The organism is Ewingella sp. AOP8-B2-18 (assembly GCF_052376015.1).
GTDB classification, from domain to species: domain Bacteria; phylum Pseudomonadota; class Gammaproteobacteria; order Enterobacterales; family Enterobacteriaceae; genus Ewingella; species Ewingella allii.
This window is the reverse complement of record NZ_JBQSVB010000007.1, coordinates 143,892-159,521: the sequence shown is the minus strand read 5'-3', so window position 1 is coordinate 159,521 and position 15,630 is coordinate 143,892. Positions and strand designations below refer to the sequence as shown.

The following is a 15,630-nucleotide window of genomic DNA, read 5'->3' as shown; positions in this document are numbered from 1 at the left end:
CCAGCCTTACAGGCGGCACATTGGCCAAAATAAAACGCTGAGGAGTAGATGGGGTTATCAGGAGGATAATTCAAGGGAAAAGAGAGCGTTTGGCTTAAAACTGAACCGCCACGCGTGAAATCGCGCGCGTGGCGGGAATTAACAGGTCAGAACTTGAAAGGTGCGCGTCCCGCCAGAGAGTGCGACAGCGTGGTGCCATCCACCATCTCCAGCTCACCGCCCATCGGTACGCCGTGGGCGATGCGGCTCGCCAGCACGCCGTACTGGCCGCACATTTCGGCGATGTAGTTCGCCGTCGCCTCACCTTCGACCGTCGGGTTGGTCGCCAGAATCACCTCTTTCATGCTTTCGCTTTCCAGACGATGCTCTAAACGATCTAAACCGATGTCATCCGGGCCAATGCCGTCCATCGGAGACAGATGCCCCATCAGGACAAAATAGCGACCGGAGAACTGACCGGTTTGTTCTATAGCATGGATGTCAGCCGGGCTTTCTACCACGCAAATCTGACCGTTTTCTTTGCGCCGTGGGTTGGCGCAAATGGTGCAGATATCCTGCTCGGTGAAAGTGCGGCAATCAGCGCAGTGGCCGATTTCAGACATCGCACGCGTTAACGACTGCGCCAGCCGCATTCCACCGCTGCGATCGCGCTGCAACAGTTGGAATGCCATGCGCTGCGCCGATTTCGGGCCAACGCCCGGCAGGCAGCGCAACGCCTCCATTAGTGATTCAAGGAGTGGGCTGGTTTGCATCAGAATGGCATCTTAAAGCCTGGTGGCAATTGCATGCCGCCGGATACAGAAGCCATTTTCTCTTTCTGAGTTTCTTCAATGCGACGCGCCGCGTCGTTGAAAGCCGCCGCGATCAGGTCTTCCAGCATGTCTTTGTCGTCTTCCAGCAGGCTTGGGTCGATTTCCACACGACGGCAGTTGTGCGCGCCGTTAATGGTGACTTTAACCATGCCCGCGCCAGATTCGCCGGTCACTTCTAACTGGGCGATTTCTGCCTGTACCTGCTGCATTTTTTCCTGCATTTGCTGGGCCTGTTTCATCAGGTTACCAATGCCGCCTTTTCCAAACATAATCATCTCTCTTTGCGTCGGGCCGCGGGGATTTGCGGCGTTTAAACAGGGCGAATACTCTCTTCATCAAGCTCGGCGTCGAAGAAACGGCGCAGAGTTTGAATATTGTTATCCGCAATAATCGACTGGCGCGCCTGCGCCAGCTTCTCTTCATATATGGCTTGTCGCCACTCCAGAGGCGTTTTGACCGCCAGATTATCATCTTCTAGCACGGTGAGTTCAACCGGCGTCTGATGGAGTGTCGATAGTGCGTCCGTCAGCACTTTTTGTGCCGAAGGGGAATTCAAGTGGCGCTGCGAAGAGCGCAGATGCAAAGTGATTTTCCCGGCTTCAACCTTTTCACACCACGCGTTCAGGGCCAGTTGCTGAACCAGTTTTGGCATCACCATCTGGTTGATTTCAGCCGCCCAGCCGTCGCGCTCAGTGGCTTCGACCGCCAGACGCGCGGCCAGTTCCGGCGACTTCTCATGCTCCAGCGCGGTGCGCAGCGCCTTGGGCGTCGCCACCGGCTCGGGTGCCTCTTCCGGCTCGTTCAGGGCTTTCCAGCGATAAGCTTCTTCTTTTACGGGCTGCTCAGGTTCTTTCTCTTTTCTGGCGCTGGCCTGCGTTTGCACACGCTCAGTCACCGAAGCTAAACGCTCCAGGGCTGAGTTTGCCGGCCGCGCTTTTCCTGGCGCTGCCGGCTCAGCTTTTTTTGGGGTGGTATTCCCCTGCTGCCTGAGTAGTTGTGTTCGGGCCTGTAACAGTTGCGCCGTGGTATCTGAGATACCTGGCTGCGGCGCGCCTTGCGGCGGCGGTGTTTCTTGCTGAGAAGTTCTGCTTTGCGGCTGGGCTTCTGGCGCAGCAGAAGGCGCTGGCACAGTGGCTGCTGGGGCTACCGACGGCTGGACTACAGGTTCAGCAATCACCACTTTTGGGTGGAAAGCCAAGGCGCGCAGCAGGGCCATCTCGACGCCCATGCGCTTGTCCGGCGCGTAGGCCAGCTCTTTGCGGCCAATCAGCAACGTTTGGTAATAAAGCTGCACATCGGCAGGCGGAATAACCCGCGCCAGCTCGCGCAAGCGTTGCTCAATGGCGGCGTAATGGTTGTCGAGCACCGTGGGTAACAGCTGTACCATAGCGATGCGATGCAGCAACGCCAGCGTTTCCACCAGCAGGTTTTCCCAGTCAACGCCGCGAGAAGCAGCATGCTCCACCTGCGCCATCATCTGCGCGCCGTCGGCGCTCACCAGGGCTTCAAGCACGGCTAGCGGCTGCTCGTCATCCAGCGTCCCCAGCATCTGCGACACGGTTTCGGTGGTTACTGCGCCCTGCCCCATGGCGATAGCTTGGTCGGTCAGGCTCAGGCCGTCGCGCATACTGCCGTCGGCCGCGCGAGCCAGCAGTTGCAGAGCGCGCGGCTCGCTGCTGATCTGCTCGGCGGTCAGCACCACGTCGAGCTGCTTGCGAATTTGTTCGACATCCAGCGCCTTCAGGTGGAACTGCAGGCAGCGGGAGAGAATAGTCACCGGCAACTTCTGTGGATCAGTAGTAGCCAGCAAGAATTTGACGTGCGAAGGCGGCTCTTCCAGCGTTTTCAACAGCGCATTGAAGCTGTGACGCGAGAGCATGTGGACTTCGTCAATCAGGTAAACTTTGAAGCGACCGCGCGCTGGCGCATATTGCACGTTGTCCAGCAGTTCGCGGGTATCTTCTACTTTGGTGCGGGACGCGGCGTCGATTTCAATCAGATCAACAAAACGGCCCTGTTCGATTTCACGGCAGTTATCACACACGCCGCACGGCGTTGAAGTAATACCGGTTTCACAGTTCAGCCCTTTCGCTAACAGGCGCGCAATGGTGGTCTTCCCCACACCGCGGGTGCCGGAAAACAGATAAGCGTGATGGATGCGTCCGAGCGACAGGCCGTTGGCCAGCGCGGTCAGCACATGTTCCTGTCCGACGACGTCGGCGAAAGTTTGAGGGCGCCACTTACGGGCCAGAACCTGATAGCTCATTAATACCGGAGAAGTCGAGTGGTCGGGAGGGTCATGCTATCACAGCCTCGCCTGGGCAGGCGAGGCTTGTGTCAATCAATGGCCTGGGAAGTCGACCAGGCTGTAGCAGTTGATATTCATCTTGCTCAGGCGCTCTGCACCGCCGAGATCGAACAGATTAATGATGAATGCTGCGTCAGTCACTTCCCCCCCCAAACGGCGGATCAGCTTCACGGTGGCTTCGATGGTGCCGCCGGTTGCCAGCAGGTCATCGATAACCAGGATCTTCTCACCGGCATTGATAGAGTCAGTGTGGATTTCCAGACTGTCAGTGCCGTATTCCAACTCATAGCTTTCGCTCAGGGTTTCGCGTGGCAATTTGCCCGGTTTACGCACAGGCACAAAACCCACACCCAGAGCCAAGGCCACCGGAGCACCAAACAAGAAACCACGCGCTTCGGTACCCACCACTTTGGTGACGCCGGAGTCACGATAACGGTCGGCCAGCAGTTGAATGCTGGCGGCATAGGCTGCCGGGTCTTCCAGCAGGCTGGTGACGTCGCGGAACAGAATGCCCGGTTTCGGGTAGTCTTGAATGGATTTAATGCTGTTTTTGATAAACTCTAGCTGCTGTGCGGTAGCTGTCATAATAAGTGCCTGATAAAACTGCTGTTCATACTTAAACGCGAACCAGTAAATGGCTCATGCCTTACAAAAGTGTTTGGCTGTTTAAGGAAGGAAATTGGCGCGCATGAGGGTGCGCGAGATGCCCAAATCTATGCAAAGCCGCTTTAAAAAGCAACCCGCAGCCGGACATGATCACCTTTTTTGTTGCTTTAGGTCAACCACTGGTAAGCGCCACATCATGATAAGCAGCCCGAACATGATACAAAGCAGTAAAACGCGCACCCACCACAGCGGGACAAAATAGAGAGAAATGGCAAACGTAATGAGGATCACCAGCACGGCTTTGCCTTTTGCGCCGGGTGGCAAGGCGCGATGTTCCTGCCAGTGGCGCAGGTAACTGCCAAACCACGAGCGATATAGCAGCCAGTAGTGAAAACGCGGCGACGAGCGAGCAAAGCACCATGCCGCCAGCAGCAGAAACGGCGTGGTAGGTAATAAAGGCAGCACTACGCCCAGCGTCGCCAGCACCACGCATACCCACCCCAGAATGATCAACAAAACACGTTTCATACAATCCCTGTCGACTTGTCTATGTTATCGATGTCGCTATGTCATCAGTGTAAACAACTGCCCAGCCGCTGCCAAACACCGCGTGCCTTGTATCTGGTGAGCTTCAGGGTAAGCTAATCAGGTCCAACGCGGAGAACCCCAGTGAGCACTGAACAAATATTGCACGCCCTGAGCCAACAAATAGAGGCGCTCGCGCAAGAAATTGAACCTGTCGGCCACGTTTCGGCCCAGCAGGCGCGTTTCGACGTGACGCTGTTTGCCACCAAAGGCACCCGACTGCGCGACTATCTGGCTGAAGTGCGGGTCAATCTTGGCCAGCTGCATCAGGTGGTGGCGGAGAAGCGTCAGGCGCAGGTGGCTTTTGTCGCCGAGCGGCTGATTTCCCAAATTACAGCCTTGCAGCGCGAACTGGCAACTCAGGGTCTGCGCAAGACTCACCAAACGCCAGAGCGTAAAAGCCACGACAACTACACCCGGCTGGCAGAAACCCAGCAGTTTGAGCGCCGTTTAATCGCCATGATTGAAGACCGTGAGAGCACCCTTGGGCAGCTTGCCACTTTCAGCGATCAGCAAAGAGTGCAGAAGGAACTGGCCGCGCTGGAAGGTCGATTGATGAGATGCAGGCAGGCGTTAGCCAAAATCGAGCGGCAAATTGAAAGGCAGGAAAAAGGTTTTTGAATGTTTATCACATTTTTTGAAAACTGCAGGCAGGTGGAGACATTTATTATCTATAATCAGTTTCCATGCCTGAGTGATTAAATTTCCTAAAAGGTCCTGGCTGCTGCTTAACTGAGCCACTCCTTACCTGCTTCAGGCTGACTTCGGATCCGTTGAAAACTGTCATTTGAACAAAAACGGATCTTTATTTACATCGCACACTACACTGAACGTTGGCTCCCATGTCTGTCGAAAATGCGCCACCCGAGCTACAACTCGCTGTTGATTTGATCTACTTACTTGAGTGCAATGAAATTGCACCTGAAACCGCGCTCGCCGCGCTTGAGATCGTCAAACGCGATTATCAGGAAAAGCTTAAAGGCAGCTTGAATACGCTGTCTGTGAGTTATTTGTAATTTCGGTCAGAGACTGACTGGAAGAAACAGGGAATGTCTTCAGCACATTCCCTGTAAAAACAGGACTTACACCGCCTCTGGCGGCAAAGGTTCCCCCGGCTGACGCAGTTCCCGCTTCACTTCCTGCACCTCTTCTCCCCCGTTTTTATCGTGTAGATACACTTCCAACTGGTTGAAGGCGATGTTGATATCGTTTTCGCGGCACAGCCTGTCGATGGTGCGGTTGAGTTCGTCCACCGTGTGGCTGCGATCCCCTAGTTCACGCACATAAACCCGTAATTCGTGATCTAAGGTGCTGGCACCAAAGTTAAGGAAGTAGACAAGCGGCGCCGGATCGCTCATGACGCGTGAGCTTTCATGGGCGGCTTGCAGCAAGATCTCTTTCACTTTATCCAGATCCGAGCCATAGGCCACGCCGACTTTAATGATGATGCGCGTGACGGTGTCGGACAGCGACCAGTTGATCAGCCTTTCGGTCACAAAGGCTTTGTTCGGGATGATCACTTCTTTGCGGTCAAAGTCGATAATAGTGGTGGCGCGAATACGAATTCGGCTCACCGTGCCCGAGAAAGTGCCAATGGTTACCGTGTCGCCGATACGCACCGGGCGTTCGAACAGGATGATCAAACCTGAAACGAAGTTGGCAAAAATCTCTTGTAAACCAAAGCCTAAGCCCACTGACAGCGCCGCGACCAGCCACTGGAGTTTATCCCAAGAGACGCCGAGCGAGCCGAGCGCCGTCACCGTACCGATCACCGTAATCGAGTAAGTCATGATGGTGGTGATGGCGTAGGAGGTGCCCTGCCGCAGCTGTAGCCTCGACAGCACCACCACTTCCAGCAGGCCCGGCAGGTTGCGAGTCAGCACATAGGCCACAATCACCGCCACAAAGGCCAGCAACAGATTGCCGAGAGTGACCGTCTGCTGCACCACGCTGCCCGCGACATTACTGGAGTAATGCCACAGCGAAATGCTGTCGAGATAGGAGATAACGGTGAGTAAATCGGACCAAATCCAGTAGAATACGCTGGCGAAAATAAAGAACAGCACCATGGTGGTCAAACGCAGCGACTGCTGGTTAATTTGGTCTAAACCCAGTGGCGCCTCCTCCACTGGCTCACTCCCTTCCGCCCCCTCTTTGGCATTAATGCTTTGACGGCGCGCCAGCGCACGGCGATAAGCCAGACGGCGCGCCGCGACGCTCAAACCACGCAGCGCGCTGAGATAGGTAATATTCCACAAAATCAGTAAATAGAAGCTGTCTATCCAGCGCCCGGCAAGGCGCAGCGTAGTATAGAAGTAGCCCGCGACCATCAGCCCGACCAGCAACAGCGGCGCAATCGCAATAGCCGCCACAATCACCAGCCGCACGCTGTGGGTGTTCTTCTCCCGCCAGCTGTCGCGGAAAATTGGGAACACCAGCACGGCCAGCGCGATTAAGGTCAAGAGGATCACCACCTGACCAATGATGTCATCCACCAGCCCCAGCGGCGCTTTCTCGCCGCGCACCGACCAGAAGATCAGCGGCAGCATCACCAGCGCCAGCCGCACCACCGAGCGCCGGTAATGGGCGCATTGGGTTGCCGAGGTGTTGAAATGGCGTTCGCTGACGCCATTGGGTTTTAGCAGGCGGAAGCAGAAGCCCATCACCAGTATGAAGACCGCCAGACGCTGGGACAGCGCCCAGAGGAAATCGCTGAGTTCGATATCGCACTGCGAGAACCAATAGCCGATGCCGAGGGTCAGCAACACGCCCGGCAGAGTGCTCAGCATGATGATCATCAGGGCGCGCGGCGTGTGCAGCTGGGTGTCGCGCTTGAGCTGGCCGACGTCGCTATTGAGCTTGTCGAGATGCCTTTGCAACGCGCGGCGACGCAGCAACAGCACCAGAATCACCACCAGCAGCGGCACGTTGACCGGCAGCGAATGTAACCCTCCCATCATCAGCTCGCCCAGCGGCATCTTGATTCGCAGCTCGCTAAGTTGGCTTTTGACCTCGCTCGGCAGGGTTTTGATGAAGTCCCAGTTCATCGGCTTGTTACTGCTCACCCAGAAGATCTGTTGGGTCAGCGTCTGGGTTAAGGACTCATTGATGCTCAGCAACTGCTGCTGGTTAATTTGCAGATTGATCGCCAGCGAGAGCTGATTTCCCAACTGCTTATTCAACTGGTCCAGCAGCTCGCGGCGCATGTCGACAATCTGATCCAGCGCGTCGCTAATGTCGTCGTTAATCTTCTCTTTGCTGCTGTCCACCACGCCCTGAATGTAGCTATCGCCCTGAAATAACGCGTCGCGCTGCTGGTTGATGGTGAACTGCTCGAGGCGCAAATCGGCAATCTTGGCGCTCATGTCGGTCATCAGGCCAGTCGGCGGAATGGTATTTTGCTGCTGCTGATAAAGAATGCGCGACAGCAGCAGGCTGCCCTTCAGCACGCTGATCTGCTCTTTCAGATCGTGCTCGGCCTGCGAAGAGCGATCGAGCCAGTTTTTGACCGTAATGTTCTTTTGAACCAGCTGGTTACCCTCTTCGGTGGCGGCAATCAGTCGCTGGCTCAGGGTGCGGTTAATCCCCAACTCTTGGGCCACCAGCGGGTCATTTTGAATATTGGAGGTGTCATCCGGCGTTTGCGCCTCTTTGGCGGTGCGCTCGGAGAGGGTCAGGCGTTTGCCATTCACCACCTCTTGCAGCATTTGCGCCACGCGCTCCAGCTGGCCGATGTGCGCATTGGTGAAATCGCGCTGCTTTTGCAGTAAATCTTGCAGCGTGGTGTTGGCTTCCAGACTTTTGCGCTGGTAATCAATCTGCGCGTTGAGCAAGGCTTGCTCTGTCACCAACATGGTCTGCTGGGTAGCGCGCAGATCCTGCTGTCCCGGCGCCATGCCGTTTAGCTGGTTACGCACTTTCTGGATAGCCAGCGAGTAGTTGTACATCGCGCCCTGCACCCGCTCGGGCTGGGTTTGCAATGAGATAAGCTGGGTGTTGAAAGTGGACAAATCCTCCTGCGAGGATTGCAGATCGTCGAGCGTATCATTCAGGCGATTTTCTAACTGGCGCAGAGAGAGTGTCGCCAGCGACTCTTTGGTCACACCGTCGTTATTCCCGTTTTTCAGCTTATCCAGGCCATCTGCCGCGTTGCGCAATTTGACCGGGGCATCAGCCACCTGTTGGCGCAGCTGCGCCGTATCCTGCTTCACGCGCTCGAGGGCGTCTAAATACTCGAGGGTGTGGACTAAATCCTGCTGCGAAAGTTTCTCGACCGGCGTCAGGCTTTTTTGCTTATTCAGCGCATCAAATTGGTTCTGCACTTCAGAACGAGTAGGCAGATCATTATTAACTGCCGCATTAGCGCATGTAATAAAGGAAAGCGCCAACGACACCAGTAATGTCAAAGTCAGGCCACGCAAAAAAGTCAGCGGAAATAGATAATATGAAGACGAGTATGGCAACGCGGAGGATCGCTTAAACATGGATGCACATTGTGTCGAGAAAGAGAGGTTGATATTAACACTACACTAACAGGTGACACAGAGTTATGAAGTCGGAAAAGCGTGTCAGAATACGTCACAAAATGACAAAAAACTCACAGAATGAAGGAGACGGATTAAGGCGCGGTTTTTGGCAGGAGCAGGCTCGGGCAGAACCTTAGCATTTCAATATAGGTATCAATCAGTTGGGCCGCCTGCCCTTCTAAATCAAAGCTTTCGGGGACGAACAGCCAGTTCTCCATTAATCCAGTGATATAAGCGCGAAGAATAATAGCCGCCTGACGCGGGTGTAAATTCTGCGGTAATTCCTCGGCATCAATGCATTTCTGAAGAATACGTTCTATCTTGCCGTAGCCTTCAAGATATAGCGCCTTGCGCGCTTCATGAACTGACGTCATCTCCCCAACAAATTCACATTTGTGAAATATTATCTCCATCAAAGCCCTACGACGGGGATTGTTTACTGTGGCACGTAAGAAATAAATCAGTATCTCGCGCAAAACCCGCAGTGGATTATTGGGAAACTTTGTCTGATACTCTAATTCGAGTAAGTGCATCTGGGACTCACACTCTTCCCAGACCCCATTAAACAATTCAACCTTATTCTTGAAATGCCAGTAGATTGCGCCCCTAGTGACGCCGGCGGCATTGGCAATATCAGTCAGCGAAGTTGAGGCAACGCCACGGGCAGAGAACTCCTGAACAGCAGCATCTAAAATCTGTTGTCGAGTCTCAAGGGCCTGTAATTTGGTTTTTCGTGCCATGGCGTCAGCTTTTGGGGGCGTTTGATTTACATACATTCGGGAATGTATGTAACATAGCACGCACATATTAAAAGCGCAGCAATGGGTTTTAAAGCTTGTGATCCATTGGACAAATTGAAATCGGACACTTGAGGTTTATTTATGAACAGAAACAGAGGGTTAACGCCTCTGGCGGTAGTTCTGATGCTTTCCGGAAGCTTAGCACTTACAGGATGTAATGATAAAGAAGCTCAACAAGGCGCGCCAAAAGCTCCAGAAGTCGGTGTCGTAACACTGAAAACTGAAGCCATGAATGTGACCACCGAGCTTCCTGGTCGTACAGCCTCCTTCCGCATTGCAGAAGTTCGTCCCCAAGTCACCGGCATTATCCTGAAGCGCAACTTCGTGGAAGGCAGTGACATAAAAGCTGGCATGTCCTTGTATCAAATTGATCCTGCGACTTATCAGGCTGCTTACGACAGTGCGAAAGGCGATTTAGTTAAAGCCCAAGCTAGTGCTCAAGTTGCTCGCGTTACGGTTAATCGTTACAAGCCACTGTTAGGCACCAATTACGTCAGTAAACAAGACTACGACACCGCTTTCTCTAACGCAGCACAGGCCGATGCGGCAGTAGTTGCAGCGAAAGCCGCGGTTGAATCTGCGCGTATCAACCTTGCTTACACCAAAGTCACCTCTCCGATTTCCGGTCGTATTGGTAAGTCTGCTGTCACCGAAGGTGCGCTGGTGACTAACGGTCAGGCGGATGCGTTGGCAACGGTGCAACAACTCGACCCTATCTATGTCGACGTGACCCAATCAAGCAATGACTTCCTGCGTCTGAAGCAGGAACTGGCTGATGGCTCTCTGAAGCAAGCTAATGGCAAAGCGCAAGTTAAGCTGCTGTTAGATAACGGTAGTGAATATAAGCAAGCGGGTACATTGGAATTCTCTGATGTTACCGTTGATGAAACCACCGGCTCCATTACCTTACGCGCAGTGTTCCCGAACCCAGATGACGCATTGCTGCCGGGTATGTTCGTTCGCGCCCGTCTGGATGAAGGTGTAAACAACAACGCATTATTGGTTCCACAGCAAGGGATCACCCGTAACCCACGTGGTGACGCCACTGCCATGGTGGTGGGTGCAGACAACAAAGTTGAGCTGCGCACTGTTACCACGACGCAAGCGATCGGCGACAAATGGGTTGTAACCGATGGCCTGAAATCTGGTGACAAAGTTATCGTGACCGGACTACAGAAAATCAAACCAGGCGTGCAGGTTAATGCGCAGGAAGTCGATCAAAACGCAGACGCTAAGAAACAGGCTGCATCTGATACAGCGCCGAAGTCTTAATAGGAGCCGGTAATTCATGGCTAAGTTTTTTATAGATCGCCCGATATTTGCGTGGGTTATCGCCATCATCATCATGTTGGCGGGGGGATTAGCAATAATCTCGCTACCTATCGCGCAGTATCCAACCGTTGCGCCGCCAGCGATACAGTTGACGGCTACTTATCCAGGTGCTGATGCACAAACGGTTCAGGACACCGTCACTCAGGTTATCGAACAAAACATGAACGGTATCGACAACATGATGTATATGTCGTCGACCAGTGATTCATCAGGTACGGTTCAGATAACCCTGACCTTTGCTTCCGGTACTGACGCAGATATTGCCCAGGTACAGGTGCAGAACAAACTGCAGCTAGCAACGCCGTTGCTGCCGCAAGAAGTTCAGCAGCAAGGTATTTCGGTAGAAAAATCCAGTAGCAGCTTCTTAATGGTTGCGGGCTTTATCTCCACTGACGGCACCATGTCTCAGGATGATATCGCCGACTACGTGGGTTCAAACATTAAAGATCCTATCAGCCGTACTGCGGGTGTTGGTGACGTTCAGCTGTTTGGTGCTCAGTACGCGATGCGTATCTGGATGGATCCGAACAAGCTCAACAACTTCCAGCTCACGCCGGTTGATGTTATCAACGCGATTAAAGTTCAGAACAACCAGATTGCAGCGGGCCAGTTGGGTGGTACACCACCAGTTCCAGGCCAGCAGCTTAACTCATCAATCGTTGCTCAGACCCGTCTGAAGTCTGCGGATGAGTTCGGCAAAATCATTCTGAAAGTGAATCCAGATGGCTCTCAGGTTCGCCTGAAAGACGTGGCTAAAATCCAGCTGGGTGGTGAAAACTACGACGTGGTTGCGCGCTTTAACGGCCAACCGGCAGCAGGTCTGGGGATTAAACTGGCAACAGGCGCTAACGCCCTGGATACCGCAGCCTCAGTAAAAGCTACGCTTGGAAAACTGCAATCGTTCTTCCCTGCTGGCTTGAAAGTGGTTTATCCATACGACACCACGCCATTTGTTAAGATTTCGATTCAAGAAGTAGGGAAAACCCTGTTAGAAGCCATCATATTGGTCTTCTTGGTAATGTACCTGTTCCTGCAAAACTTCCGCGCAACGCTTATCCCAACGATTGCCGTGCCAGTCGTGTTGTTAGGTACTTTTGCGATTTTGTCCGCGTTTGGTTATTCGATAAACACCCTAACGATGTTCGGTATGGTGCTTGCGATAGGGCTATTGGTGGATGACGCCATCGTGGTGGTAGAAAACGTCGAGCGCGTCATGGTCGAAGAGGGCCTGCCGCCGAAAGAAGCCACCAAACGATCGATGGAGCAGATTCAGGGTGCACTGGTCGGTATTGCCATGGTTCTGTCAGCGGTATTCATCCCGATGGCGTTCTTCGGTGGTTCAACCGGCGTTATCTACCGTCAGTTCTCCATCACCATTGTTTCCGCGATGGTGCTGTCAGTACTGGTAGCGATGATCCTGACTCCGGCACTGTGTGCCACCATGCTGAAACCTATCGCCAAGGGTGACCACGGCGAGAAAAAAGGCTTCTTCGGCTGGTTTAACAAGAAATTCGACCAAAGTACGCATCACTATACCGACAGCGTAGGCAACATTCTGCGCAGCACCGGTCGTTACTTGATTCTGTATCTGCTGATCGTTGTGGGCATGGCATTCCTGTTTATCCGCCTGCCGACTTCGTTCTTACCAGAAGAAGACCAGGGTGTATTCCTGACCATGGCCCAGCTACCGGCGGGTGCCACTCAGGAACGTACGCAGAAGGTGTTGGATGAAGTCAGTAATTACTATCTGACTAAAGAGAAAGCCAACGTGGAATCGGTCTTTACCGTTAACGGCTTTGGTTTCGCAGGTCGTGGTCAGAACACCGGTATTGCGTTTATCAGTCTGAAAGACTGGGCCGATCGTAGCGGCGCTGAAAACAAAGTTCCGGCGATTGCGGCGCGTGCAATGGGTGCTTTCAGTCAAATCAAAGACGGTTTGGTGTTTGCGTTCAACCTGCCAGCTATCGTGGAATTGGGTACAGCCAGCGGCTTCGACTTCGAGTTGATTGACCAGGCTAACTTGGGTCACGACAAACTGACTCAGGCGCGTAACCAACTGCTCGGCATGGTCGCGCAACACCCTGACTTGCTGACGCAGGTTCGTCCTAACGGTCTGGAAGATACGCCACAGTTCAAAGTGGAAATCGACCAAGAGAAAGCGTCGGCGCTGGGCGTTTCACTGTCTGACATCAACACCACGCTGGGTGCGTCAATCGGCGGTAGTTACGTCAATGACTTCATCGACCGTGGCCGCGTGAAGAAAGTGTACGTGCAGGCGGAAAACAAATACCGCATGCTGCCATCAGACATTAACAACCTCTATGTTCGTGGTAGTTCAGGTCAGATGGTGCCGTTCTCAGCCTTCTCTAGCATGAAGTGGGAATACGGTTCGCCACGTCTTGAACGCTATAACGGTCTGCCATCGATGGAAATCCTTGGTCAGCCGGCACCGGGCAAGAGTAGTGGTGATGCCATGGCAATGATGGAATCTTTAGCATCGAAGCTGCCAAATGGTATCGGCTTTGACTGGACAGGCCTTTCTTATCAGGAACGTTTGTCAGGGAACCAGGCCCCTGCCCTGTATGCTATCTCGCTGATTGTGGTATTCCTCTGTTTGGCAGCGCTGTATGAAAGCTGGTCGATTCCATTCTCGGTCATGCTGGTTGTTCCGCTGGGCGTAGTCGGTGCGTTGATCGCAGCAACTATGCGTGGTCTGAGCAATGACGTTTACTTCCAGGTAGGCCTGTTGACCACCATCGGGCTGTCGGCGAAGAACGCAATCTTGATTGTGGAATTCGCCAAAGACTTGATGGACAAGGAAGGCAAAGGTCTGGTTGAGTCGACTCTCGAAGCGGTTCGTATGCGTTTGCGTCCGATTCTGATGACATCACTGGCATTTATCCTCGGTGTTATGCCACTGGTTATCAGTAGCGGTGCAGGTTCCGGTTCTCAGAATGCCGTAGGTACTGGCGTAATGGGCGGGATGATCACCGCAACGCTGTTGGCTATCTTCTTTGTTCCGGTCTTCTTCGTGGTGGTACGCCGCCGCTTTGGTAAGAAGAATGAGGATATCGAACATACTCACGCTGTAGAGCAGCAACCAAAACACTAATCCAGTGTGAAGCAAATTGAAAAGGCCGCGAATAGCGGCCTTTTTTTATTTCAAGACTTGAACCCACGCAGCAACTGGCGCATACTATTTGTTATAGTATAACATAACATTTGAGGTTATTATGAAGCCAGGTATCCATCCTGCCTATCGCACCGTGGTATTCCACGACACCAGCGCCGATGAATATTTCAAAGTGGGATCAACCATCAAGACCGATCGCACCATCGAACTGGAAGGCACCACCTTCCCTTACATTACAATTGAAGTCTCTTCTCAATCTCACCCGTACTACACAGGTAAGCAAAAGGACTTCTCCAAAGAAGGCAGCACCGCGCGCTTCAACCAGCGTTTTGGCAGCTTCCTTGGCAAAAAGAAGTAACAGGTTAGGAGTCAGTCATGCAGGTTTTAAGTTCACTTCGCTCTGCGAAAAACCGCCATCCAGACTGTCGCGTGGTGCGTCGCAAGGGCCGAGTTTATGTGATTTGCAAAACCAATCCGCGATTTAAAGCGGTACAAGGTAAGAAGAAAAAACGCTAAAAGGCGACGCTTTGCGCCAACACCTTAATAAAAAAGCCCCGCCGCTTGCCCGGACGGGGCTTTTTCTTTTTTACAGAAATGATGAATCCCTTTCCGCATCAACGGCGGAAAGGGTTAGTGCTTACTTCATGCTGGCGACGATAGTCTCAACATTATGTTTAAAGGCTTTCTCATAGGTGGTCGCCGGGCCTTTCGGACCAGACAACGCCTCTGGATACAGTTCGCCACCGGCCTGAGCCCCGGTCGCTGCAGCAATTTGCTTCACTAAGCGAGGATCAGTTTGGTTCTCGATAAAGTAGGTTTTCACCTTCTCTTCTTTGATCTGCTTAATCAGCGAGGCAACGCCGCTGGCGCTGGCTTCAGCTTCGGTTGAGAAGCCCACCGGCGCCATAAAGGTGACGTGATATTCACGGCCGAAATAGCCGAAAGCATCGTGGCTGGTCAGAACCTTACGCTTCTCTTGCGGGACATTGGCGAATTCGGATTTCGCCCACTCATCGAGCTTTTTCAGCTGTTCGATATAAGCGCCACCCCGTTTGCGGAAATAGTCTGCATCTTCAGGGTCCGCGGCAATCAAGGCGTTCATCACGTTGGTGGCATAAATCACGCCATTCGCCATGCTGTTCCAGGCGTGCGGGTCAGTGATCTCTTTACCATCATCAACCATCTGGCTGGATTTCACGCCTTCGGAGGCGGTCACCACTTTGCCTTTATAACCTGATGCGGAAACCAGACGGTCGATCCACCCTTCCAGACCCAAGCCGCTGACGAACACGACATCTGAGGCATTGATCTCTTTGCTGTCTTGCGGCGAAGGTTCGAAGCTGTGCGGGTCGCCATCCGGGCCAACCAGGCTATTCACTTTCACGTGATCGCCACCAACCTGGTGAACGATATCCCCCAAAATTGAAAAACTGGCCACGGCGGTGACGGTTTTCGCCATAGCCAGTGGGCTCGACAGCAGGGCAGCTACTGCCAGAGCAACAGGTAAACGTTTCATCATTTCTCCTTT

General features: G+C 53.3%; 14 protein-coding genes and 1 other annotated feature. Of the genes, 6 read left to right on the top strand and 8 right to left on the bottom strand.

The window, feature by feature from the left end; all coding sequences use genetic code 11:
* Positions 1-146: 146 nt before the first annotated feature.
* From recR to ACT3RR_RS15230, 5 genes are all read right to left on the bottom strand, one after another.
* On the bottom strand, positions 147-752 hold the full coding sequence (recR, locus tag ACT3RR_RS15250; protein ID WP_353503040.1) for a recombination mediator RecR: 606 nt from the start codon (positions 750-752) through the stop codon (positions 147-149).
* Positions 752-1,081 (bottom strand): YbaB/EbfC family nucleoid-associated protein, encoded by a 330-nt coding sequence (locus tag ACT3RR_RS15245; RefSeq protein WP_353503041.1) that lies wholly within the window; start codon positions 1,079-1,081, stop codon positions 752-754. The genes recR and ACT3RR_RS15245 overlap by 1 nt, the downstream gene beginning before the upstream one ends.
* Positions 1,082-1,122: 41 nt before the next feature.
* Positions 1,123-3,078, bottom strand: a complete 1,956-nt coding sequence (gene dnaX, locus ACT3RR_RS15240) for a DNA polymerase III subunit gamma/tau (protein WP_496200602.1) — start codon at positions 3,076-3,078, stop codon at positions 1,123-1,125.
* Positions 1,732-1,796: a sequence feature (DnaX frameshifting element), on the bottom strand. (Overlaps the previous gene by 65 nt.)
* 75 nt (positions 3,079-3,153) lie before the next feature.
* Positions 3,154-3,705, bottom strand: a complete 552-nt coding sequence (gene apt, locus ACT3RR_RS15235; protein ID WP_353503043.1) for an adenine phosphoribosyltransferase — start codon at positions 3,703-3,705, stop codon at positions 3,154-3,156.
* A 171-nt stretch (positions 3,706-3,876) separates the two neighbouring features.
* Positions 3,877-4,254 carry a DUF454 family protein gene (locus ACT3RR_RS15230; RefSeq protein ID WP_353503044.1) on the bottom strand — a complete coding sequence of 126 codons (378 nt, stop codon included), beginning with the start codon at positions 4,252-4,254 and terminating at the stop codon, positions 3,877-3,879.
* A gap of 141 nt (positions 4,255-4,395) precedes the next feature.
* On the opposite strand from ACT3RR_RS15230, the gene priC reads away from it, so the two are divergent.
* Together priC and rsmS are read left to right on the top strand one after the other, a co-directional pair.
* Positions 4,396-4,932 (top strand): primosomal replication protein PriC, encoded by a 537-nt coding sequence (priC, locus tag ACT3RR_RS15225; RefSeq protein WP_353503045.1) that lies wholly within the window; start codon positions 4,396-4,398, stop codon positions 4,930-4,932.
* A gap of 221 nt (positions 4,933-5,153) precedes the next feature.
* Positions 5,154-5,327 (top strand): pleiotropic regulatory protein RsmS, encoded by a 174-nt coding sequence (rsmS, locus tag ACT3RR_RS15220; protein ID WP_072009902.1) that lies wholly within the window; start codon positions 5,154-5,156, stop codon positions 5,325-5,327.
* Between the two features lie 66 nt (positions 5,328-5,393).
* Here rsmS and mscK read toward each other — a convergent pair whose 3' ends face one another.
* Together mscK and acrR are read right to left on the bottom strand one after the other, a co-directional pair.
* Entirely contained in the window at positions 5,394-8,795 is a 3,402-nt protein-coding gene (gene mscK / locus ACT3RR_RS15215; RefSeq protein WP_353503046.1) for a mechanosensitive channel MscK, read from the bottom strand.
* Positions 8,796-8,929: 134 nt separating this feature from the next.
* Positions 8,930-9,577, bottom strand: a complete 648-nt coding sequence (gene acrR / locus ACT3RR_RS15210) for a multidrug efflux transporter transcriptional repressor AcrR (protein ID WP_485903589.1) — start codon at positions 9,575-9,577, stop codon at positions 8,930-8,932.
* Positions 9,578-9,718: 141 nt separating this feature from the next.
* Between acrR and ACT3RR_RS15205 the strand changes: the two genes are divergently transcribed.
* The 4 genes from ACT3RR_RS15205 (at position 9,719) to ykgO (ending at position 14,618) form a co-directional block, all read left to right on the top strand.
* Complete coding sequence (locus ACT3RR_RS15205; RefSeq protein WP_353503048.1) at positions 9,719-10,909, top strand: efflux RND transporter periplasmic adaptor subunit; 1,191 nt, start codon at positions 9,719-9,721, stop codon at positions 10,907-10,909.
* 16 nt (positions 10,910-10,925) lie between these two features.
* Positions 10,926-14,081: a multidrug efflux RND transporter permease subunit AcrB gene (acrB, locus tag ACT3RR_RS15200; protein ID WP_353503049.1), complete on the top strand. Its 3,156-nt coding sequence runs from the start codon at positions 10,926-10,928 to the stop codon at positions 14,079-14,081.
* Between the two features lie 121 nt (positions 14,082-14,202).
* On the top strand, positions 14,203-14,460 hold the full coding sequence (locus tag ACT3RR_RS15195) for a type B 50S ribosomal protein L31 (protein WP_353503050.1): 258 nt from the start codon (positions 14,203-14,205) through the stop codon (positions 14,458-14,460).
* Between the two features lie 17 nt (positions 14,461-14,477).
* On the top strand, positions 14,478-14,618 hold the full coding sequence (gene ykgO, locus ACT3RR_RS15190; RefSeq protein WP_072009903.1) for a type B 50S ribosomal protein L36: 141 nt from the start codon (positions 14,478-14,480) through the stop codon (positions 14,616-14,618).
* Between the two features lie 121 nt (positions 14,619-14,739).
* On the opposite strand, the gene ACT3RR_RS15185 is transcribed toward ykgO, so the two are convergent.
* Positions 14,740-15,618 carry a metal ABC transporter substrate-binding protein gene (locus tag ACT3RR_RS15185; protein WP_353504015.1) on the bottom strand — a complete coding sequence of 293 codons (879 nt, stop codon included), beginning with the start codon at positions 15,616-15,618 and terminating at the stop codon, positions 14,740-14,742.
* Positions 15,619-15,630 lie beyond the last annotated feature (12 nt).

Coding starts and splice junctions, on each gene's coding strand:
- ACT3RR_RS15230 (WP_353503044.1), bottom strand. CDS start 4,254: ATGAAACGTGTTTTGTTGATCATTCTGGGGTGGGTATGCGTGGTGCTG.
- ACT3RR_RS15185 (WP_353504015.1), bottom strand. CDS start 15,618: ATGAAACGTTTACCTGTTGCTCTGGCAGTAGCTGCCCTGCTGTCGAGC.
- apt (WP_353503043.1), bottom strand. CDS start 3,705: ATGACAGCTACCGCACAGCAGCTAGAGTTTATCAAAAACAGCATTAAA.
- ACT3RR_RS15195 (WP_353503050.1), top strand. CDS start 14,203: ATGAAGCCAGGTATCCATCCTGCCTATCGCACCGTGGTATTCCACGAC.
- dnaX (WP_496200602.1), bottom strand. CDS start 3,078: ATGAGCTATCAGGTTCTGGCCCGTAAGTGGCGCCCTCAAACTTTCGCC.
- acrR (WP_485903589.1), bottom strand. CDS start 9,577: ATGGCACGAAAAACCAAATTACAGGCCCTTGAGACTCGACAACAGATT.
- recR (WP_353503040.1), bottom strand. CDS start 752: ATGCAAACCAGCCCACTCCTTGAATCACTAATGGAGGCGTTGCGCTGC.
- mscK (WP_353503046.1), bottom strand. CDS start 8,795: ATGTTTAAGCGATCCTCCGCGTTGCCATACTCGTCTTCATATTATCTA.
- ACT3RR_RS15245 (WP_353503041.1), bottom strand. CDS start 1,081: ATGTTTGGAAAAGGCGGCATTGGTAACCTGATGAAACAGGCCCAGCAA.
- ACT3RR_RS15205 (WP_353503048.1), top strand. CDS start 9,719: ATGAACAGAAACAGAGGGTTAACGCCTCTGGCGGTAGTTCTGATGCTT.
- acrB (WP_353503049.1), top strand. CDS start 10,926: ATGGCTAAGTTTTTTATAGATCGCCCGATATTTGCGTGGGTTATCGCC.
- rsmS (WP_072009902.1), top strand. CDS start 5,154: ATGTCTGTCGAAAATGCGCCACCCGAGCTACAACTCGCTGTTGATTTG.
- ykgO (WP_072009903.1), top strand. CDS start 14,478: ATGCAGGTTTTAAGTTCACTTCGCTCTGCGAAAAACCGCCATCCAGAC.